Genomic DNA, 16,100 nt, shown 5'->3' on the forward strand with positions numbered 1-16,100 from the left:
TCTTCCTCCGCTTTATATGTTTTTTTTAATTTTCTTTATCAAAACCATATTTACAATTGTAACAAATAGCGTAATATAAGGAACATAAGTTAATTCTATTACTTTTAATATTGCAGATGTTAATCCCACAACCAGTATAAATAAAACTGAAACAATATTTAGAATTAATGTTCCAATAAAGCCATACCTATATCTTTTTTTACTGTTATTTATTGTTTTAACAATATAGATAACAAGAAAAATAATACCTAAAATAGAAATCAAAGCAAGTAGCATTGTAACATAGAAAATTGTATCGCTTTGATAATTACTGCCTGCAAAAATGTATCCAAATAATGAATAGTAAGAAGTGCTTTCCTTCATTCCAAAAAGAGAATACAATCCTGCTACAACAGGAATTTTAATCCATTTTAAAAAAGGTAATATTATTGTAAATACTGAGAGCAAAATATTAACAGCATAAATAATTTTGTTCTCCCCTTTGTAATTTTTTGTTTCATTGATTTCGTTCAATTTAAATTCCTCCTTATTTGTATTTATTATTATTCGTACGGTAATAATTATTCTAAGTTTATCATATTTATATTCTTTTGTCAATATATTAAAATTATAATAGGTGATAAAAAATGAACATAGAATTTAAGAATAATTATATAAAAATAGGGCTGAAAATATCATATTATAGAAAATTAAAATCGTTAACTCAAGAGCAACTTGCTGAAAAATTAGATTGTGGCGTATCTTTTATAGGACAGATTGAAGCACCTAATATCTATAAAGCTATTTCTTTGGACACATTATTTAAGATTGCAAAGGCGCTCGAAATACCGCCATATAAATTGCTATATTTTGAGGATTAATAATGGATTTACCAAAGCGAAAACCCACAAGATTAAAGAATTATGATTATTCCGGGAACGGAGCATATTTTGTGACAATATGTACACATAATAGGAAATGCATTTTATCAGATATTGTAGGGGAGGGTCTCTGCACCCTCCCGAAAAATACATTAACACCAATAGGAAAAGAGATAGAAAAATCAATACAATATATTGACGAAAATTACGAGGGTGCAATAATTGATAAATATGTTATTATGCCTAATCATATTCACTTAATTGTGATTATAAATAATTCGGGAGGGCATGGAAACCCTCCCCTACAAAATATTATCGGCAACATGAAATCTTTTACAACAAAAAATATGGAGATATTCTTTGGCAACGCTCATTTCACGGTCACATAGTACGAGGTAAAAGAGATTATAAGAAAATATGGGAATATATAGACACGAATCCTTTAAGATGGGCAATGGATTGTTTTTATAATGACGAAAGGTCGTAGCAATTTGCTACGACCTTTTACTGCTTTTAAAAACCGTCTTTTTTAATTTGTATATATATCAACAATAAAGTTTATACCGTCCCAGTCAACTTTGCAGTTTAAAGTTTCCGAAAGAAATCTTACGGGAACAAAAGTCCTTGACTCTTTTATAAAAGCAGGTGAATCGGTATAATAAATACTGTCATTAACAATTACTTCAAAAGAATTAACAGGCATAAAAATATGAATATCCTGATGCCTTATTTCAACCGATTCGGAAAGTTCCCACCATATAATGTCTTTATTATCGACACCGATTGCATTAAGGATTGCCCTAAGTGGCAGATAAGTTCTTCCGTCTATAAGTAAAGGGGGAACATCTGAATAAATAAAATCATTATCAACTCTTACCCTTACTGGTTCTTCAGAAAAAATATCAAAAGAAAACAATGTTAAAACCACAAAAAGTATGCATATAAATCTTTTCAAAGTTATTCTCCTTAGTTTTTTAATACTATAATTATAATATTTTATTAAGAAAATTGCAAGTTTTTTAACAAATTGTGAATATTTGGTATAATACTCTTGACAAACACGTACAATAGTGGTATCTTATAGATTGTTAGCACTCAGGTCGAGTGAGTGCTAATAAAAGGGGAAGGCATTTAAAATCAAGAGGGGGTGGAACTCTTATGAGTTTAAATGAAAGAAAAAAGAAAATATTAAAGGCAGTAATAGAAGATTATATAAACTATGCAGAGCCTATCGGTTCGAGGCATATTGCAAAAAATCATGATATATCTTTATCAAGCGCAACCATAAGGAACGAACTTGCCGATTTAGAGGATTTGGGTTATCTTGTTAAAACTCATACATCTTCAGGAAGAGTACCCTCAGATTTAGGGTACAGAACTTATGTTGATACTCTTATTGAAAAATATATTGTTTCCATGCAGGAAATAGGGAGCCTTAAAGCGCAGATGCAACAGAAAGTAAGGGACCTTGATTTTTATATAAAGCAGGTGCTAAACATCTGTTCAAATCATACAAATCTTACTGCGGTTGCCTTAACGCCTGACTATACTAAGGGGACAATTAAAAATATTGATTTTTTAATGCTTGATAAAAGCAATATAATGCTTATACTTGTTACTGACACAAACGTTGTAAAAAGCAAACATATCCATCTTAAAATGGAGGTTGATCTTGAATTTATATTAAGCCTTAAAGATGAACTTAATGAATATATCTCAGGGCATACCATTGAAGAAATTATAAGAACAAGTTTTGAAGAACTTACCTTGAAATTAAGGGGAGATCATGGAGCAGTTGTTGAAATATTGGAATTTGTATATTCAACAATCAGTGAAATAAACGAAAATGAAATTTATTTAAGCGGTGAAACCAATATGCTTTCTCTTCCTGAATTTAAGGATGTAAAAAAAGCGAAGGACTTTCTGGAACTTGTTCACGACAAAGCGAAAATGAAAGATATTTTGGTATCAAACTTAAAAGATGATGTTTTAAAGGTTGTCATTGGAGATGAAAGTGCTTCATCTGATACAAAAGGTTTGAGCATGGTTTTGTCAACATATAAAATAAGTGATTCGGTATTCGGGGCAATCGGAATAATCGGACCTACAAGAATGGATTATACAAAAGCGATTTCATCGCTTGATTATATAACAAATTCGCTTAATGAAGCGTTGGACGATAAAAGCGGAAAGGAATGAAAAATTTGAAGAAAGAAGAAGTTAATCAGGAAGAGATTAATAAAGAAGAAACAGAACAAAAGGAAAATAATGAAGAAACTGAAGAAACAGTTAATGAAACTTCAGAGGAAACAGCAGAAGTAAAGGAAGCAGAAGATGATTTTAAAGATAAATATCTTCGTGTTCTTGCCGAATTTGATAATTTTAAGAAAAGAACGCAAAAAGAAAAGGCAGAACTTTATGACTTTACTTTATGCGAAGTGGTATCAAAAATACTTCCTGTGTATGACACTTTAAAACTCGCACTTAATCATGAAACTACAGATGAAGCGTTAAAAACAGGACTTGATCTTACTTTGAAACAGTTTGAAAAAGTTTTTTCTGATATGAATGTATCGGAAATAGAAGCGCTTGGAAAAACATTTGACCCGAATTTACATAACGCAGTTATGCATATTGATGATGAAAATTACGGGGAAAAAGAAATTGTTGAAGTGTTTCAGGTAGGTTATAAAATGAATGAAAAAGTTATAAGATACAGCATGGTAAAAGTTGCAAATTAAATAATTTGATATGTTAATTAATTAGGAGGAAATAAAAATGGCTAAAATTATTGGTATTGACTTAGGTACAACAAATTCATGTGTAGCAGTTATGGAAGGTGGAGAAGCAACCGTTATTCCTAACGCAGAAGGCGGAAGAACAACAGCTTCAGTTGTTGCTTTTGCAAAAGATAACGAAAGATTGGTAGGCCCTGTTGCTAAAAGGCAGGCTATTACTAATCCTGAAAAAACTATTATCTCAATAAAAAGAGATATGGGTTCTGATAAAAAAGTTTCAATCGATGGCAAAGACTATTCACCTCAGGAAATTTCTGCTATGATTTTACAAAAATTAAAATCTGATGCAGAAAATTATCTTGGCGAAAAAGTAACACAGGCAGTTATAACAGTTCCTGCGTATTTCAGCGATTCTCAAAGACAGGCTACAAAAGATGCAGGTAAAATTGCAGGCTTAGAAGTTTTAAGAATTATCAACGAACCAACTGCTGCTGCACTTGCTTACGGTCTTGATAAAGATAACGAACAAAAAATTATGGTTTACGATTTAGGGGGCGGTACTTTTGACGTATCTATCTTAGAAATCGGAGACGGTGTATTTGAAGTTCTTGCTACAAGTGGTAACAATAAACTTGGCGGCGACGACTTTGACCAGAAAATTATAGATTATTTAGCAGAAGAATTCAAAAAAGACAATGGCATTGATTTAAGACAGGATAAAATGGCTCTTCAAAGATTAAAAGAAGCAGCTGAAAAAGCAAAAATTGACTTATCAGGCGTTACAACTGCTAATATTAATCTGCCTTTTATCACAGCAGATGCTACAGGTCCTAAACATCTTGATATTACTTTAACAAGAGCAAAATTTGACGAACTTACAAGTGACCTTGTTGAAAAAACTATGGTTCCTACAAGACAGGCACTTTCCGATGCAGGTCTTAATGCATCAGAAATTGATAAAGTTCTTCTTGTTGGTGGTTCCACAAGAATTCCTGCAGTTCAGGAAGCAGTTAAAAAGTTTATAGGCAAAGAACCATTCAAAGGTATTAACCCTGATGAATGTGTTGCTATCGGTGCTGCAATTCAGGGTGGTGTACTTGCAGGTGACGTTAAAGACCTTCTTTTACTTGACGTTACTCCATTATCACTTGGTATCGAAACATTAGGCGGAGTTTGCACAAGACTGATTGAAAGAAACTCAACTATTCCTACAAAGAAAAGCCAGGTGTTCTCAACTGCGGCAGATTCTCAGACAAGTGTTGACATTCATATCTTACAAGGTGAAAGAGAAATGGCAGCAGGCAACAAAACTCTTGGAAGATTTCAACTTACTGATATTCCTCCTGCACCAAGAGGAGTTCCTCAGATTGAAGTTACATTTGATATAGACGCTAACGGTATTGTTAACGTATCTGCAAAAGATTTAGGAACAGGTAACGAACAGAAAATCACAATTACATCAAGCACAAATCTTACAGAAGAAGAAATCGACAAAGCAGTTAAAGAAGCAGAAGCATTTGCTAATGAAGATAAAATTAAAAAAGAAGAAATTGATGCAAGAAACAATGCAGATTCTTTAATTCATCAGACTGAAAAAACAATAAATGAAGCAGGCGATAAATTAACTGAAGATGATAAGAAAGCAATTACTGAAAAAATTGATGCACTAAAAGAAGCATTAAAGGGAACAGATGTTGAACTTATCAAAAAAGGCACAGAAGAATTAAATCAGAAAATTTATGAGTTTGCTCAGAAACTTTATCAGCAGGCTGCACCTAATATGGACCCAAATGCTAATCAGAATGCGGGTGCAAATGATAACAATGGTGCTTATGAAGCAGACTACAAAGTAGTTGACGATGAAGAAAATAAATAAAATATAACTTAATGCTGTTTAACAGGGCTTTTCGCCCTGTTAAATGCGCTTTGGCGGGGTAAATATGGCAGAAAAAAGAGATTATTATGAAGTTTTAGGGGTTTCAAAGAGTGCATCGGCAGATGAAATAAAAAAAGCATATCGTAAAATGGCTAAAAAATATCATCCCGATGTCAATCCTGATAATAAAGAAGCACAGGCGAAATTTACGGAAGTTAACGAAGCGTATGAAATACTTTCCGACCCTGAAAAGAAAAGTAAATATGATACTTACGGTCACAGTGCTTTTGACCCGAATGCAGGATTTGGCGGGCAAGGCGGTTTTTCAGGTTTTGGAGGATTTTCTGATATATTTGAAAGTATGTTTTCAGATTTTGGAGGCTTTTCTTCTCAATCCCAGAGAACCGGTCCTCAAAGGGGCAGAAATTTAGAAAAAGTTATCGAGATTGACTTTTTGGAAGCCGCTTTCGGTGCGGAAAAAGAAGTAACCGTTTCAAGAAGTGAAAAATGTGAAAAATGCGGTGGTACAGGCGGTAAAACTAAAAATGATGTTAAAACCTGTCCTACCTGTAACGGAACAGGTCAGGAAAGAGTTGTTCAGAGAACTGTGCTTGGTCAGTTTGTTAATATGAGAACTTGCTCTCATTGTAACGGAAGGGGAAGTATTGTAGAAAATCCATGTCCTGAATGCAGAGGAAATGGTAATGTAAGAAAATCAAGAACCATTAAAGTAAATATTCCTGCAGGTATTGATCACGGACAGAGAATTTCTTTAAGAGGAGAAGGCGAATCCGGTAAATTCGGAGGTCCTTCAGGTGATTTGTATATAAGTGTTGTAATAAAGAAACATCCTATTTTTGAAAGAGAAGGATATGATGTTTTTGTAGATATTCCTGTTACTTTTTCTGAAGCGGCTTTAGGTGCAAAAATAATAGTTCCTACCATTTACGGTAAAGTGGAAATGAGTATTCCTGAGGGAACGCAGAACGGGGATAGGTTTGTTCTTAAAGGAAAAGGTATTTCCAGTATAAGAGGCATTGGAAAAGGCAATCAGTATGTTACGGTTAATGTTGAAATTCCAAAAAAATTAAGTTCAAAGCAAAAAGAAATCTTAAAGAGTTTTCAGGAAACCTTTGAACCGCAAAATCATTCAAAGAAAAAGAAATTCATTGATAATATAAAGGAGTTATTTAACTGATGTACTGGAATGAAATTTGTATAACAATCGAACCTGAAAGAATAGAAGAAGCAAATATCTTCTTTTATAATCAGGGAATATTGTCTTTAAACATTGAAGACCCGAATGATATAGAAGAGCATCAAAATAAGGTAAGATGGGACTATATTGATGAAGAAATACTGCAAAGAGATAAAAATAAAGCATTCGTTAAAGTATACATTGAAGAAGATGATGAAGCCAACCGTATTGTAGAAGAAGGTAAAGAACAGGGCTATAATATAACTTTAGTAAAACTTAAAGCAGAAGACTGGGAAAACGGCTGGAAAAAATATTATTCTGCCTTTAATATAACCGATGACCTTGTTATAGTTCCCGCATGGGAAGACTATGATAAAAAGGGAGACGAAAAAATAATAACATTAGACAGTGGTATGGCTTTTGGCACAGGAACTCACGAAACAACCAAAATGTGTGTATCGTTTATAAAAGATATAGTCAGCGAGGATACAAAAAAAGTTCTTGATATCGGATGTGGTTCAGGTATATTATCTATTGCGGCATCACGATACGGAGCAAAGGATATACTTGCGGTTGATATTGACGAACTTGCAGTTAAAATTGCTAAAGAAAATGTTTTCTTAAATGACCTTGATGACAGCATAAAAGTAATTGAGGGCGATTTAACAAAAAATGTAGAAGGTAAATTCGACTTAATAATTGCAAATATTGTTGCCGATATAATAAAAGAACTTATTCCTGAAATAAGAACATATCTTAATGAAAATGGTAAATTTATCATTTCAGGTATAATAAAAGAAAGAGAAGAGGAAGTTTATAACTTCGCTAAAGAACACGGTTTTAATATAGAAAAAGTTTCCTCAAACGGCGGATGGAGTGCAATGCTTCTGTCATAAAAAAAGAGGGCGTTCAAACTGATATCCCCTTTAAATTGCATAATGTAACTATATCTAAACAAAATATTGACTTTTGTAAAGCATTTTGTTATAATACATATAGAAAATGTGGAAACCCAAGATGGTTGCCACAAATAATACACTAACAACAAATGAGGTTAAACCTCGAAATGCGTGAGCCTATCTGTTAGCGGCAGATGGCTCACTTCTCTTTTCTATTGGTTTTGTAGTATGTATAGAGAGCAAAGGCTAACCCTGCAATGCTACACAAACTTCCAATGACCGTCAAAGTGTTCATGCATCAACCTCCTTTAAGACAATCTCTGCCTTGCGAGAACGATACATTCACCTATCCTTCCTGCTCTCACAGGCAGGTAGGCAACCATCTTTTTTAACCATCCAACCGTCTACAAAGATTGGCAAAAACTCAACTGTTTGACGGTGGATTTCCACGAGAGATATTATACTATAATCGACAAAATATGTCAATATATAAACTTAGAGCCAATCGTGTGACTAACTCCTTTGTTATTTGTTGATAAGAAAAGCATGGGAGCCATTTAGGGACGTACATTTTTGGCACGTTTATAAAATGGAAGTAAAAGAGATAGATTGTTGTATTGTGGACAGTTTTAAGGTCTTATATTTAAAAAAAGCCTGAGTCGTTTGTTCATACAAACGACTCAGGCTATTGTAGAGAAACACAACAAGGTTCTCCGAAATTCTCGATTTTTAATTCGTTAGAATTTCGTGAGGTTCTTATTGTAAACTAACACAACAAGGTTCTCCGAAATTCTCGATTTTTAATTCGTTAGAATTTCGTGAGGTTCTTATTTTTTCTTTTCCTTAAATTTAAGATAATCCTCAATTTTTCCCGTTTTTAAAAATTCATCCCATAACTTTTTTCTTTCCATAAAAATCACCCTTGTTATAATGTGTAAAATACTAAAAACTATCCTTTAAATCGGTTGACAATATTTGCTTAATGTTATAAAATAAGAGAGTAAAGAACAATAGCATTTTTAAAAAAGAAAAGGTGATTTTATGATTAAAAAAACATTTTTAATAAGTTTAATAATTATTGCCTTAATTTTAGTGGGCGTATCACTTATAAATAACAATGAGCCGTCTTCAAATCCGTTGGGGGAAGATGAACTTATTACAGTTAATACAAAACTTTATTTTTCAGATGAATTGTCATCATCTTTAGTTGCAAAAGATGTGACTTTTGAGATTAACAAAAATGAAGATAAATATTATTTTACATTAAAAAAACTTATTTTGGGACCAACTGATAAAGGAATGTATCCATCTGTTAATCAAAAAACAATTGTTAATAAAGTTACGGTTGAAAACGGACTTTGCACAATTGATTTTTCAGATACACTCTTAGAGTATAACACAGGTGGGTCAACAAGGGAAATGATGTGCCTTTATTCTATAGTTAATACAATGTGTGAATTTTCTGAGATAGAAAGTGTAATATTTACTATAGATGGTAAAAATATTTCTACATTCGGTCAGTTTGATATGAGCGAACCATATAAAAAAGATATGTCAATGGTGAATTAATGATGGGGAAAAAAGCCTGTGCTTTTACGGGGCATAGAATAGTATCTGATTATATTAAAATAAGAGAAGTTTTAAGAGATAAACTAAGAGAACTTATAAATGATGGTTATACTGTTTTTTATAACGGAGGAGCAATAGGCTTTGATGCTTTTTGCGCTCTTGAAGTGATAAATTTAAAAAAGGAATTTAATATAAAATTAAATCTTATTCTCCCTTGTAAGAAACAGGATGAAAAATGGAATGAGAGGCAAAAAAATATATATAAATTTATTTTAGATAACAGCGACAGCATAGAATATGTATCCGAAAAATATGAAAACGGATGTATGCAAAAAAGAAACCGTTTGCTTTGTGAAAGAAGTGACCTTCTTTTTGCGTATTTAAAAAGGGAAAGCGGAGGAACATATTATACAGTAAATTATGCTAAAAAAATTGGTAAAGATGTATTTAATATAGCAAATGCCTTGACAAATGCTTAATAAAACTGATAAAATTATATATAATTAGAATAAAATGGCAAAAATGGAGGAAATTATGATAAGAAGCATGACCGGTTTCGGCAGATGTAAAATGTCGGTTAATGAATATGATATAAATATCGAAATAAAATCAGTTAATCACAGATATTTAGACCTTAATTTAAGGCTTCCTAAATACTATTCTTTTCTGGAAGAGAAAATAAGAGAGAAAATTTCGCAAACTATTTCACGAGGCAAGATTGAAGTATCGGTATACATAAAACTTATAAACAGTGACGAAAAGCAGATAGTTTTAAATGAACCACTTTGCGACAATTATATTTCAGTATTAAATTCACTTAAAGAAAAACTTGGTACTGATGATAAAATTGATATAAGGCTTTTGTCAAGATTTAACGATATTTTTGAATTGGAATATAAAGACGCTGACGAAGAAGTAGTATGCGAAACTGTTCTTAATGTTCTAAGCACGTGCCTTGAAGATTTTGTTTTGATGAGAGAAAGAGAAGGCAAAAGAATTGAAGAGGACCTTACAGAAAGACTTGACAAAATAGAAAGATTGGGAAAAATAGTTGAAGAAAGAGCACCAATGATTGTAAGTGAGTACAGGGAAAAACTTCTTGCAAGATTAAAAGAGGTTATTTTGAATGTGGACGAGCAGAGGGTTATCCAGGAAGCCGCAATTTATGCTGATAAGATAACAACTGCTGAAGAAACAGTAAGACTGGCAAGTCACATAAAAGAATTCAGAAGTCTTATTAAAAAGGGTGGCCCGATTGGTAAAAAGTTAGATTTCATTGTTCAGGAAATGAACAGAGAGGTTAATACTATCGGCTCTAAATGTAATGATTTTGATACTGCAAAAGTTGTTGTTGAACTAAAATCCGAAATTGAAAATATAAGAGAGCAAATTCAAAATATAGAATAGTAGATTAACGGCTGGGAGAATATTATGAAACTTATAAACATAGGATACGGGAACGTAGTTCTGGCAGATAAAATAGTGGCGGTTGTAAGCCCTGATTCTGCTCCTATTAAAAGAATAATTCAGGAAGCAAGGGAAAAGGGAAATCTTATTGATGCAAGTTACGGAAGAAGAACAAGGTCGGTTATAGTTACTGACAGTGACCATATTATTTTGTCTTCAATAGAGCCTAAAACCGTTGCAAATCGTCTTGATGAAAATTCTGAGGAGGTATTTAAAAGTGACAGGTAAACTTTTTGTCATTTCAGGACCTTCGGGAGTTGGAAAAGGAACACTTGTAAATAAAATTTTAGAAAAGAATAAAGAACTTTTCCTGTCTGTTTCTGCAACAACAAGAAATAAGCGTGAGGGTGAAATTGACGGGATTAATTATTATTTTAAGGAAAAAGAAGAATTTGCAAAGATGGCTGATGAAAACGAATTTTTGGAATGGGCAACCTTTTGCGAAAATTCTTACGGTACACCTAAACGTCCTGTTTTTGACAAATTAAATGACGGTAAAGATGTAATTTTAGAAATAGAAATTCAGGGGGCAATGCAGGTTAAGAAAAATATGCCTTCCTGTGTGCTTGTGTTTATTGCACCTCCATCAAAGGAGGAACTTATAAACCGATTAAAAGGGCGAGGTACCGAAACAGAAGAGGTTATAAAATTAAGAGTAGAAACGGCAACAAAAGAACTTAAGGTTGCCAAAGAGTACGACTATATTATTGTAAATGACAATATAGAAAAAGCTGCAGACGATATTTTGTCGGTTATTAAAGCAGAAAAGTGTAAAAAAGAAAGAATCATTGAAGATTTGGAGGTATTAAAATGATTTTTAAAGAATTTCAAAGTTTAGTTGACGAAGCCGGATCAAGATACGGTCTTATTATTTCTGTTACCAAAAGAGCAAGAGATATTAAAGACGGCAGCGATCCTCTTACAGTATCAAATTATGATAAATCTGTTTCTATTGCAACAAAAGAGTTTGCGGAAGGAAAAATTGAGATTGTTAAAAGCTGAAGGGCTTAACGGAGGGAACTGATGCTTAAAGGAAAGAATGTTGTTGTTGGAGTATGCGGAGGTATTGCTGCTTACAAGGTTTGCGATGTTGTAAGCCGACTTAGAAAAATATCTTGCGATGTTAAAGTAATTATGACAAAATCAGCATGTGAGTTTGTGTCAAGTATGACTTTTCGCACTTTGTCGCAAAATGAAGTTGTAACAGATATGTTTGAGGAGCCTGGTGAGTGGGACGTTAAGCATATATCACTTGCCAAAAGTGCTGATCTTTTTGTTATTGCACCTGCAACGGCAAATTTTATAGGTAAAGTGGCAAATGGTATAGCGGACGATATGCTTACAACAACTGTTATGGCTACTAAGAAAAAGGTGCTTATCGTACCTGCTATGAATACTGAAATGTATACTAATCCGATTGTTCAGGAAAATATAGAAAAATTAAAAAAATTAGGATATATGTTTATGGAACCCGGAGTAGGTCTTTTAGCATGTGGCGATAAAGGGAAGGGAAGACTTCCTGATCCTGAAAAAATCGTAGAAAATATAAAAGGAATTTTATATCCTAAAAAAGATATGGCAGGGAAAAAAGTTTTAATAACTGCAGGGCCTACAAGAGAAGCAATGGATCCCGTGAGATTTATTTCAAATAATTCTACGGGTAAAATGGGAATAAATATTGCTAAAGTTTCCTATTTAAGAGGTGCTGATGTTACTTTGGTTTTAGGTCCATCTGCAGAGAAAATTGATTTTCCGTGCAATCTTGTAAATGTTGTTTCTGCGAGTGAAATGTATGATGCAGTTATTAATAATGTTAAAGATAAAGATATAATTATAATGTCTGCTGCAGTTTCAGACTATTCGCCTAAAGATGTTAATTGTGAAAAAATTAAATCCTCTTATGATAATCTAACATTATCTCTTGAGAAAAACAAAGATATATTAAAAAGTGCATCAACCCTAAAAGATGAAAACGCTGTTATTGGCGGATTTTCTATGGAAACTGAAAATATGGAAGAAAATTCGGTTAAGAAAATGAAAGAAAAAAATATTGATTTTATTGTTGCCAATAACTTAAAGCAAAAAGGCGCAGGATTTAGCGTAGATACAAATATTGTAACGATTTTTGATAAAAATGGAAACAAGGAAGAATATCCTATAATGTCAAAATTTGATGTTGCAAATAATGTAATTGATAAGGCGTTAAGTTTTACTGAAAATTATCAAAATTAAAAAATCAGATGTCAATCAGACATCTGATTTTTTTAAAAGAAATTGTTTTTTAAATAATGAGAAAATCTGTAAGCCGGGTTCTGTCATTTAAGATAGTCATCTGTCTGGGACTTAAATTGCTTTAAGCCTCAAGCCACAATTTGAAAAATGTCGGGCAAACTTAATTTTTCATTTAGTGTTGCTTCGGATGGGGTTTACACAAGGTCACGGTCTCCCGCCACCTTAGTGAGCTCTTACCTCACTTTTTCACCCTTACATAATAATATCATTATGCGGTAATTTTCTGTTGCACTTTCCTTAGAGTCGCCTCCACCGGACGTTATCCGGCATCCTGCCCTGCGAAGCCCGGACTTTCCTCACTTTAGAATAAATTAACTAAAGCGCGACTATCCAATTTTCTCAAAAATAGCAGGCATAAAGCCTGCTATTTAATTTGATTTATTAGTCTGTTGTGAAAGGTACAAGAGCAATATGTCTTGCCTTTTTAATAGCAGTTGTTAACTGTCTTTGATGTTTCGCACAAGTTCCTGTAATTCTTCTTGGAAGAATTTTGGATCTTTCTGAAAGATATTTTCTTAGTTTTGGAACATCTTTATAGTCAATTGAAGTTGCTTTTTCAACACAGAAACTGCAAACTTTTCTTTTCATTCTTCTTGGTTTGAATGTTTTTTCGTTTTCTGCCATCTGGCACACCTCCTATATATTGATATTTAGATATCAGGCTAACTGATTAGAACGGAAGACTGTCATCATCATCAAGGGGCATAAATTCATTATCGGAAGGTTTAACCTGTTCGGAAAAATCACTGCCTGCTGAATTTCCCTGAGGATTGTCCTTTTTGCTTCCTACAAAATTAACTTCTTCGGCAATAATGTCAGTCGCATAACGTTTCTGACCGTCCTGCCCGTCCCACGATCTTGTCTGAATAGAACCTGAAACAAGAGCTAACTGTCCTTTTACAAAATATTTTTTAACAAACTCAGCAGTTTTGTTAAAAGCAACAATATTTAAAAAGTCTGTCTGCTTTTCTTCGCCTTGTCTTTGAAATCTTCTGTCAACAGCAAGAGTGAAACGTGTAACGACAACACCGCTTGGTGAAGTTGACTGTTCAGGATCTCTTGTCAGGCGACCCATTAAAATTGCTTTGTTAAACATAATAAATACCTCACATAATCTAAGAAATATTAGTTTTCTTGCTTAACAACTATATCACGAATGATACCGTCAGTAATTTTGTAAATTCTTTCAAGTTCCTGCGGGAATGAAGGGTTAGATGTGAACTCAATGAACACATAATATCCTTCAGTCAAATCGTTAATTTCGTATGCTAATCTTTTTTTACCCCAAATATCAATATTTGTAAGTTCTCCGTTAGCAGAAATTAAAGTTTTGAATTTTTCAACTATTTCATTGATTTTTTCTTCTTCTAAAGTAGGATTAACAATGAATATAGTTTCATACTTGTTTTTAATTTCAACCATTTCTTACACCTCCTTCTGGACTTTTGGCTCACAGTTTATCCATGAGCAAGGACTCTGCGTAATCAGATATTAAAGTATCCTCTTACTTGCAGTCTTTATATTATATATTATAAAGAAAAAAATGTCAAGTTTTTTTATTAACAAAAAATATATTAGTTTTTTATTGATTTTTTTTGTATTTATGGTATAATGATATTTGTAACTTTGTGTGCAGAAAATAGAACGTTAGTTTTATATGGCGCAATTTATAAAAACGGAGGAAAATTAAGATGAATAATCAAATTAACTTGATGGATGTAGTGGGTATGATTCTTAAAAGATGGTGGATTGTTGCTGTTTCTACTGTTCTTTTGGGAGCAATATTTTTTACAGTATCTGAATATTTTATACCTGAAAAATACACATCTAACGGTAAACTTTTAGTAAGTAATACTGTTAATACAGTGTCGGAGGACGGCAGTGTTGCTGCGGAAAGCATAAATACTCTTAATGCTTCTGCAAGACTTTTAAGTACATATATTGAAATTTTTAAAACTGATTCATTCCTTTCTAAAATCGCGGCAGACAGTGGAACAAAATATACTGTTGGTCAAATAAAAGGAATGGTTACATATACATCGCTAAATCAGACAGAGGTTCTTCAGGTTTCAGTTTTGTGTCAGGATAAAATTGATGCAAGGCAGATTTGCGAACTGATACTTGATAATGCTCAGTCGGAAGTTGAAAGAATAGGAAGCGGCGGGTCTGTTACAATTATTGATGAAGCGTCTTCTCCTACAACTCCTACATCTCCAAATAAAACACTTAACAGTATTATCGGAGTGTTACTTGGTATTATCTTAGGTGTACTTATAATTTTCGTAATTGAATTTTTTGATATAAGAATAAAAACAGAAGATGACTTGGTTTCAAAGTTTGATTTACCGATTTTGGGAGTAATTCCTGACTTGGAATCATCACTTGTTAAAGGAGGTAAATAAGATGTCTATATTTAATAGTAAAATAAGAATTCCTCTTGGGAAAAAGAAAAAACCTATCTCTTTAGAAGATGATATGGTAAATATAATAAATGACAACACTAAGTTTAATATTAAAGAAGCCTACAAGACAACCAGAACAAATATTATATTTGCATTAAACAGCGATAAAGGATGTAAAAGAATTATCCTTACCAGTTCTGTACCGGGCGAAGGTAAATCTTTAACATCTATAAATATTGCCATCACATTTGCTATGGCAGATACAAAAGTTTTAATTATTGACTGTGACTTAAGAAAACCTAAACTTCATAAATATTTAGGTGCAGACAATAAAAAAGGCCTTTCAAATGTACTTGGAGGATTTGACAAGATAGAAGACTGTATTAAAGAAAATAAAGAACTTAATGTTCATTTTCTTACTGCAGGGCATACTCCTCCTAATCCTATAGAACTTTTATCAAGTGGAAAAATGGAAAAACTGCTTGATGAACTTTCAGATCAGTACGATTACATCTTCCTTGATACACCGCCTGTCAATGTCGTTGCTGATACATCTGCAATTGCAAAATTCTCGGATGGTATACTTTTCGTTGTACGTCATAAATTTACAACACAGGATATGGTTTATAAAGCAATCAGCACATTGGAATTTGCTAATGCTAAGTTGTTAGGATTTGTACTTAATGATGTTGATTTGTCTTCATATTCTTATACATCAAAAGTTGGTTATGGCGGATACCGTTACAAAAATTACTATCAATACAGTAACTACTATTATTGATAAATAAGGCGGTGGTTT

The 16,100-nt window shown here is 32.8% G+C and carries 21 protein-coding genes and 1 other RNA gene; 16 read left to right on the forward strand and 6 right to left on the reverse strand.

Annotation, left to right across the window (positions count from 1 at the left end; genetic code table 11):
* Positions 1 to 12: 12 nt before the first annotated feature.
* On the reverse strand, positions 13 to 513 hold the full coding sequence (locus E7419_04585; GenBank protein MBE7014468.1) for a hypothetical protein: 501 nt from the start codon (positions 511 to 513) through the stop codon (positions 13 to 15).
* A gap of 113 nt (positions 514 to 626) precedes the next feature.
* Here E7419_04585 and E7419_04590 point away from each other — a divergent pair, with 113 nt between their 5' ends.
* Positions 627 to 860, forward strand: coding sequence for a helix-turn-helix transcriptional regulator (locus E7419_04590; protein ID MBE7014469.1), 234 nt, complete (start codon positions 627 to 629; stop codon positions 858 to 860).
* Positions 861 to 862: 2 nt separating this feature from the next.
* On the forward strand, positions 863 to 1,249 hold the full coding sequence (locus E7419_04595; protein MBE7014470.1) for a hypothetical protein: 387 nt from the start codon (positions 863 to 865) through the stop codon (positions 1,247 to 1,249).
* Positions 1,250 to 1,389: 140 nt separating this feature from the next.
* Here E7419_04595 and E7419_04600 read toward each other — a convergent pair whose 3' ends face one another.
* Positions 1,390 to 1,929, reverse strand: coding sequence for a copper amine oxidase N-terminal domain-containing protein (locus E7419_04600; GenBank protein ID MBE7014471.1), 540 nt, complete (start codon positions 1,927 to 1,929; stop codon positions 1,390 to 1,392).
* An 89-nt stretch (positions 1,930 to 2,018) separates the two neighbouring features.
* Between E7419_04600 and hrcA the strand changes: the two genes are divergently transcribed.
* The 12 genes from hrcA (at position 2,019) to coaBC (ending at position 12,839) form a co-directional block, all read left to right on the forward strand.
* A complete protein-coding gene (hrcA, locus tag E7419_04605) occupies positions 2,019 to 3,059 on the forward strand; it encodes a heat-inducible transcription repressor HrcA (protein ID MBE7014472.1) in 1,041 nt (346 codons plus the stop codon).
* On the forward strand, positions 3,056 to 3,601 hold the full coding sequence (grpE, locus tag E7419_04610; protein ID MBE7014473.1) for a nucleotide exchange factor GrpE: 546 nt from the start codon (positions 3,056 to 3,058) through the stop codon (positions 3,599 to 3,601). The genes hrcA and grpE overlap by 4 nt, the downstream gene beginning before the upstream one ends.
* A 37-nt stretch (positions 3,602 to 3,638) precedes the next feature.
* Complete coding sequence (dnaK, locus tag E7419_04615) at positions 3,639 to 5,474, forward strand: molecular chaperone DnaK (protein ID MBE7014474.1); 1,836 nt, start codon at positions 3,639 to 3,641, stop codon at positions 5,472 to 5,474.
* 64 nt (positions 5,475 to 5,538) lie between these two features.
* Positions 5,539 to 6,672 carry a molecular chaperone DnaJ gene (dnaJ, locus tag E7419_04620; protein MBE7014475.1) on the forward strand — a complete coding sequence of 378 codons (1,134 nt, stop codon included), beginning with the start codon at positions 5,539 to 5,541 and terminating at the stop codon, positions 6,670 to 6,672.
* Positions 6,672 to 7,568, forward strand: a complete 897-nt coding sequence (locus tag E7419_04625; protein ID MBE7014476.1) for a 50S ribosomal protein L11 methyltransferase — start codon at positions 6,672 to 6,674, stop codon at positions 7,566 to 7,568. Before dnaJ ends, E7419_04625 begins: the two co-directional genes overlap by 1 nt.
* Positions 7,569 to 8,612: 1,044 nt before the next feature.
* Positions 8,613 to 9,140 (forward strand): hypothetical protein, encoded by a 528-nt coding sequence (locus E7419_04630; GenBank protein ID MBE7014477.1) that lies wholly within the window; start codon positions 8,613 to 8,615, stop codon positions 9,138 to 9,140.
* Positions 9,140 to 9,619, forward strand: a complete 480-nt coding sequence (locus tag E7419_04635; GenBank protein MBE7014478.1) for a DUF1273 domain-containing protein — start codon at positions 9,140 to 9,142, stop codon at positions 9,617 to 9,619. The genes E7419_04630 and E7419_04635 overlap by 1 nt, the downstream gene beginning before the upstream one ends.
* 34 nt (positions 9,620 to 9,653) lie before the next feature.
* Positions 9,654 to 10,547 carry a YicC family protein gene (locus E7419_04640; GenBank protein MBE7014479.1) on the forward strand — a complete coding sequence of 298 codons (894 nt, stop codon included), beginning with the start codon at positions 9,654 to 9,656 and terminating at the stop codon, positions 10,545 to 10,547.
* Between the two features lie 24 nt (positions 10,548 to 10,571).
* A complete protein-coding gene (locus E7419_04645) occupies positions 10,572 to 10,835 on the forward strand; it encodes a DUF370 domain-containing protein (GenBank protein MBE7014480.1) in 264 nt (87 codons plus the stop codon).
* Complete coding sequence (locus tag E7419_04650) at positions 10,798 to 11,421, forward strand: guanylate kinase (protein ID MBE7014481.1); 624 nt, start codon at positions 10,798 to 10,800, stop codon at positions 11,419 to 11,421. Before E7419_04645 ends, E7419_04650 begins: the two co-directional genes overlap by 38 nt.
* A complete protein-coding gene (gene rpoZ / locus E7419_04655; GenBank protein ID MBE7014482.1) occupies positions 11,418 to 11,609 on the forward strand; it encodes a DNA-directed RNA polymerase subunit omega in 192 nt (63 codons plus the stop codon). The genes E7419_04650 and rpoZ overlap by 4 nt, the downstream gene beginning before the upstream one ends.
* Positions 11,610 to 11,630: 21 nt before the next feature.
* Positions 11,631 to 12,839, forward strand: coding sequence for a bifunctional phosphopantothenoylcysteine decarboxylase/phosphopantothenate--cysteine ligase CoaBC (gene coaBC, locus E7419_04660; GenBank protein ID MBE7014483.1), 1,209 nt, complete (start codon positions 11,631 to 11,633; stop codon positions 12,837 to 12,839).
* Between the two features lie 53 nt (positions 12,840 to 12,892).
* On the opposite strand, the gene rnpB is transcribed toward coaBC, so the two are convergent.
* The 4 genes from rnpB to E7419_04680 form a co-directional block, all read right to left on the reverse strand.
* An RNA gene (rnpB, locus tag E7419_04665) (RNase P RNA component class A) lies at positions 12,893 to 13,241 on the reverse strand.
* A gap of 39 nt (positions 13,242 to 13,280) precedes the next feature.
* Positions 13,281 to 13,523 (reverse strand): 30S ribosomal protein S18, encoded by a 243-nt coding sequence (gene rpsR, locus E7419_04670; GenBank protein ID MBE7014484.1) that lies wholly within the window; start codon positions 13,521 to 13,523, stop codon positions 13,281 to 13,283.
* A gap of 46 nt (positions 13,524 to 13,569) precedes the next feature.
* Positions 13,570 to 13,995: a single-stranded DNA-binding protein gene (locus tag E7419_04675; protein ID MBE7014485.1), complete on the reverse strand. Its 426-nt coding sequence runs from the start codon at positions 13,993 to 13,995 to the stop codon at positions 13,570 to 13,572.
* A 29-nt stretch (positions 13,996 to 14,024) separates the two neighbouring features.
* On the reverse strand, positions 14,025 to 14,321 hold the full coding sequence (locus E7419_04680) for a 30S ribosomal protein S6 (GenBank protein ID MBE7014486.1): 297 nt from the start codon (positions 14,319 to 14,321) through the stop codon (positions 14,025 to 14,027).
* Between the two features lie 269 nt (positions 14,322 to 14,590).
* Here E7419_04680 and E7419_04685 point away from each other — a divergent pair, with 269 nt between their 5' ends.
* Together E7419_04685 and E7419_04690 are read left to right on the forward strand one after the other, a co-directional pair.
* On the forward strand, positions 14,591 to 15,301 hold the full coding sequence (locus tag E7419_04685; protein MBE7014487.1) for a hypothetical protein: 711 nt from the start codon (positions 14,591 to 14,593) through the stop codon (positions 15,299 to 15,301).
* A gap of 1 nt (position 15,302) precedes the next feature.
* Positions 15,303 to 16,082: a CpsD/CapB family tyrosine-protein kinase gene (locus tag E7419_04690; protein ID MBE7014488.1), complete on the forward strand. Its 780-nt coding sequence runs from the start codon at positions 15,303 to 15,305 to the stop codon at positions 16,080 to 16,082.
* Positions 16,083 to 16,100: the final 18 nt, after the last annotated feature.

The organism is Oscillospiraceae bacterium (assembly GCA_015068525.1).
Classification (GTDB): Bacteria; Bacillota; Clostridia; order UMGS1840; family HGM11507; genus SIG450.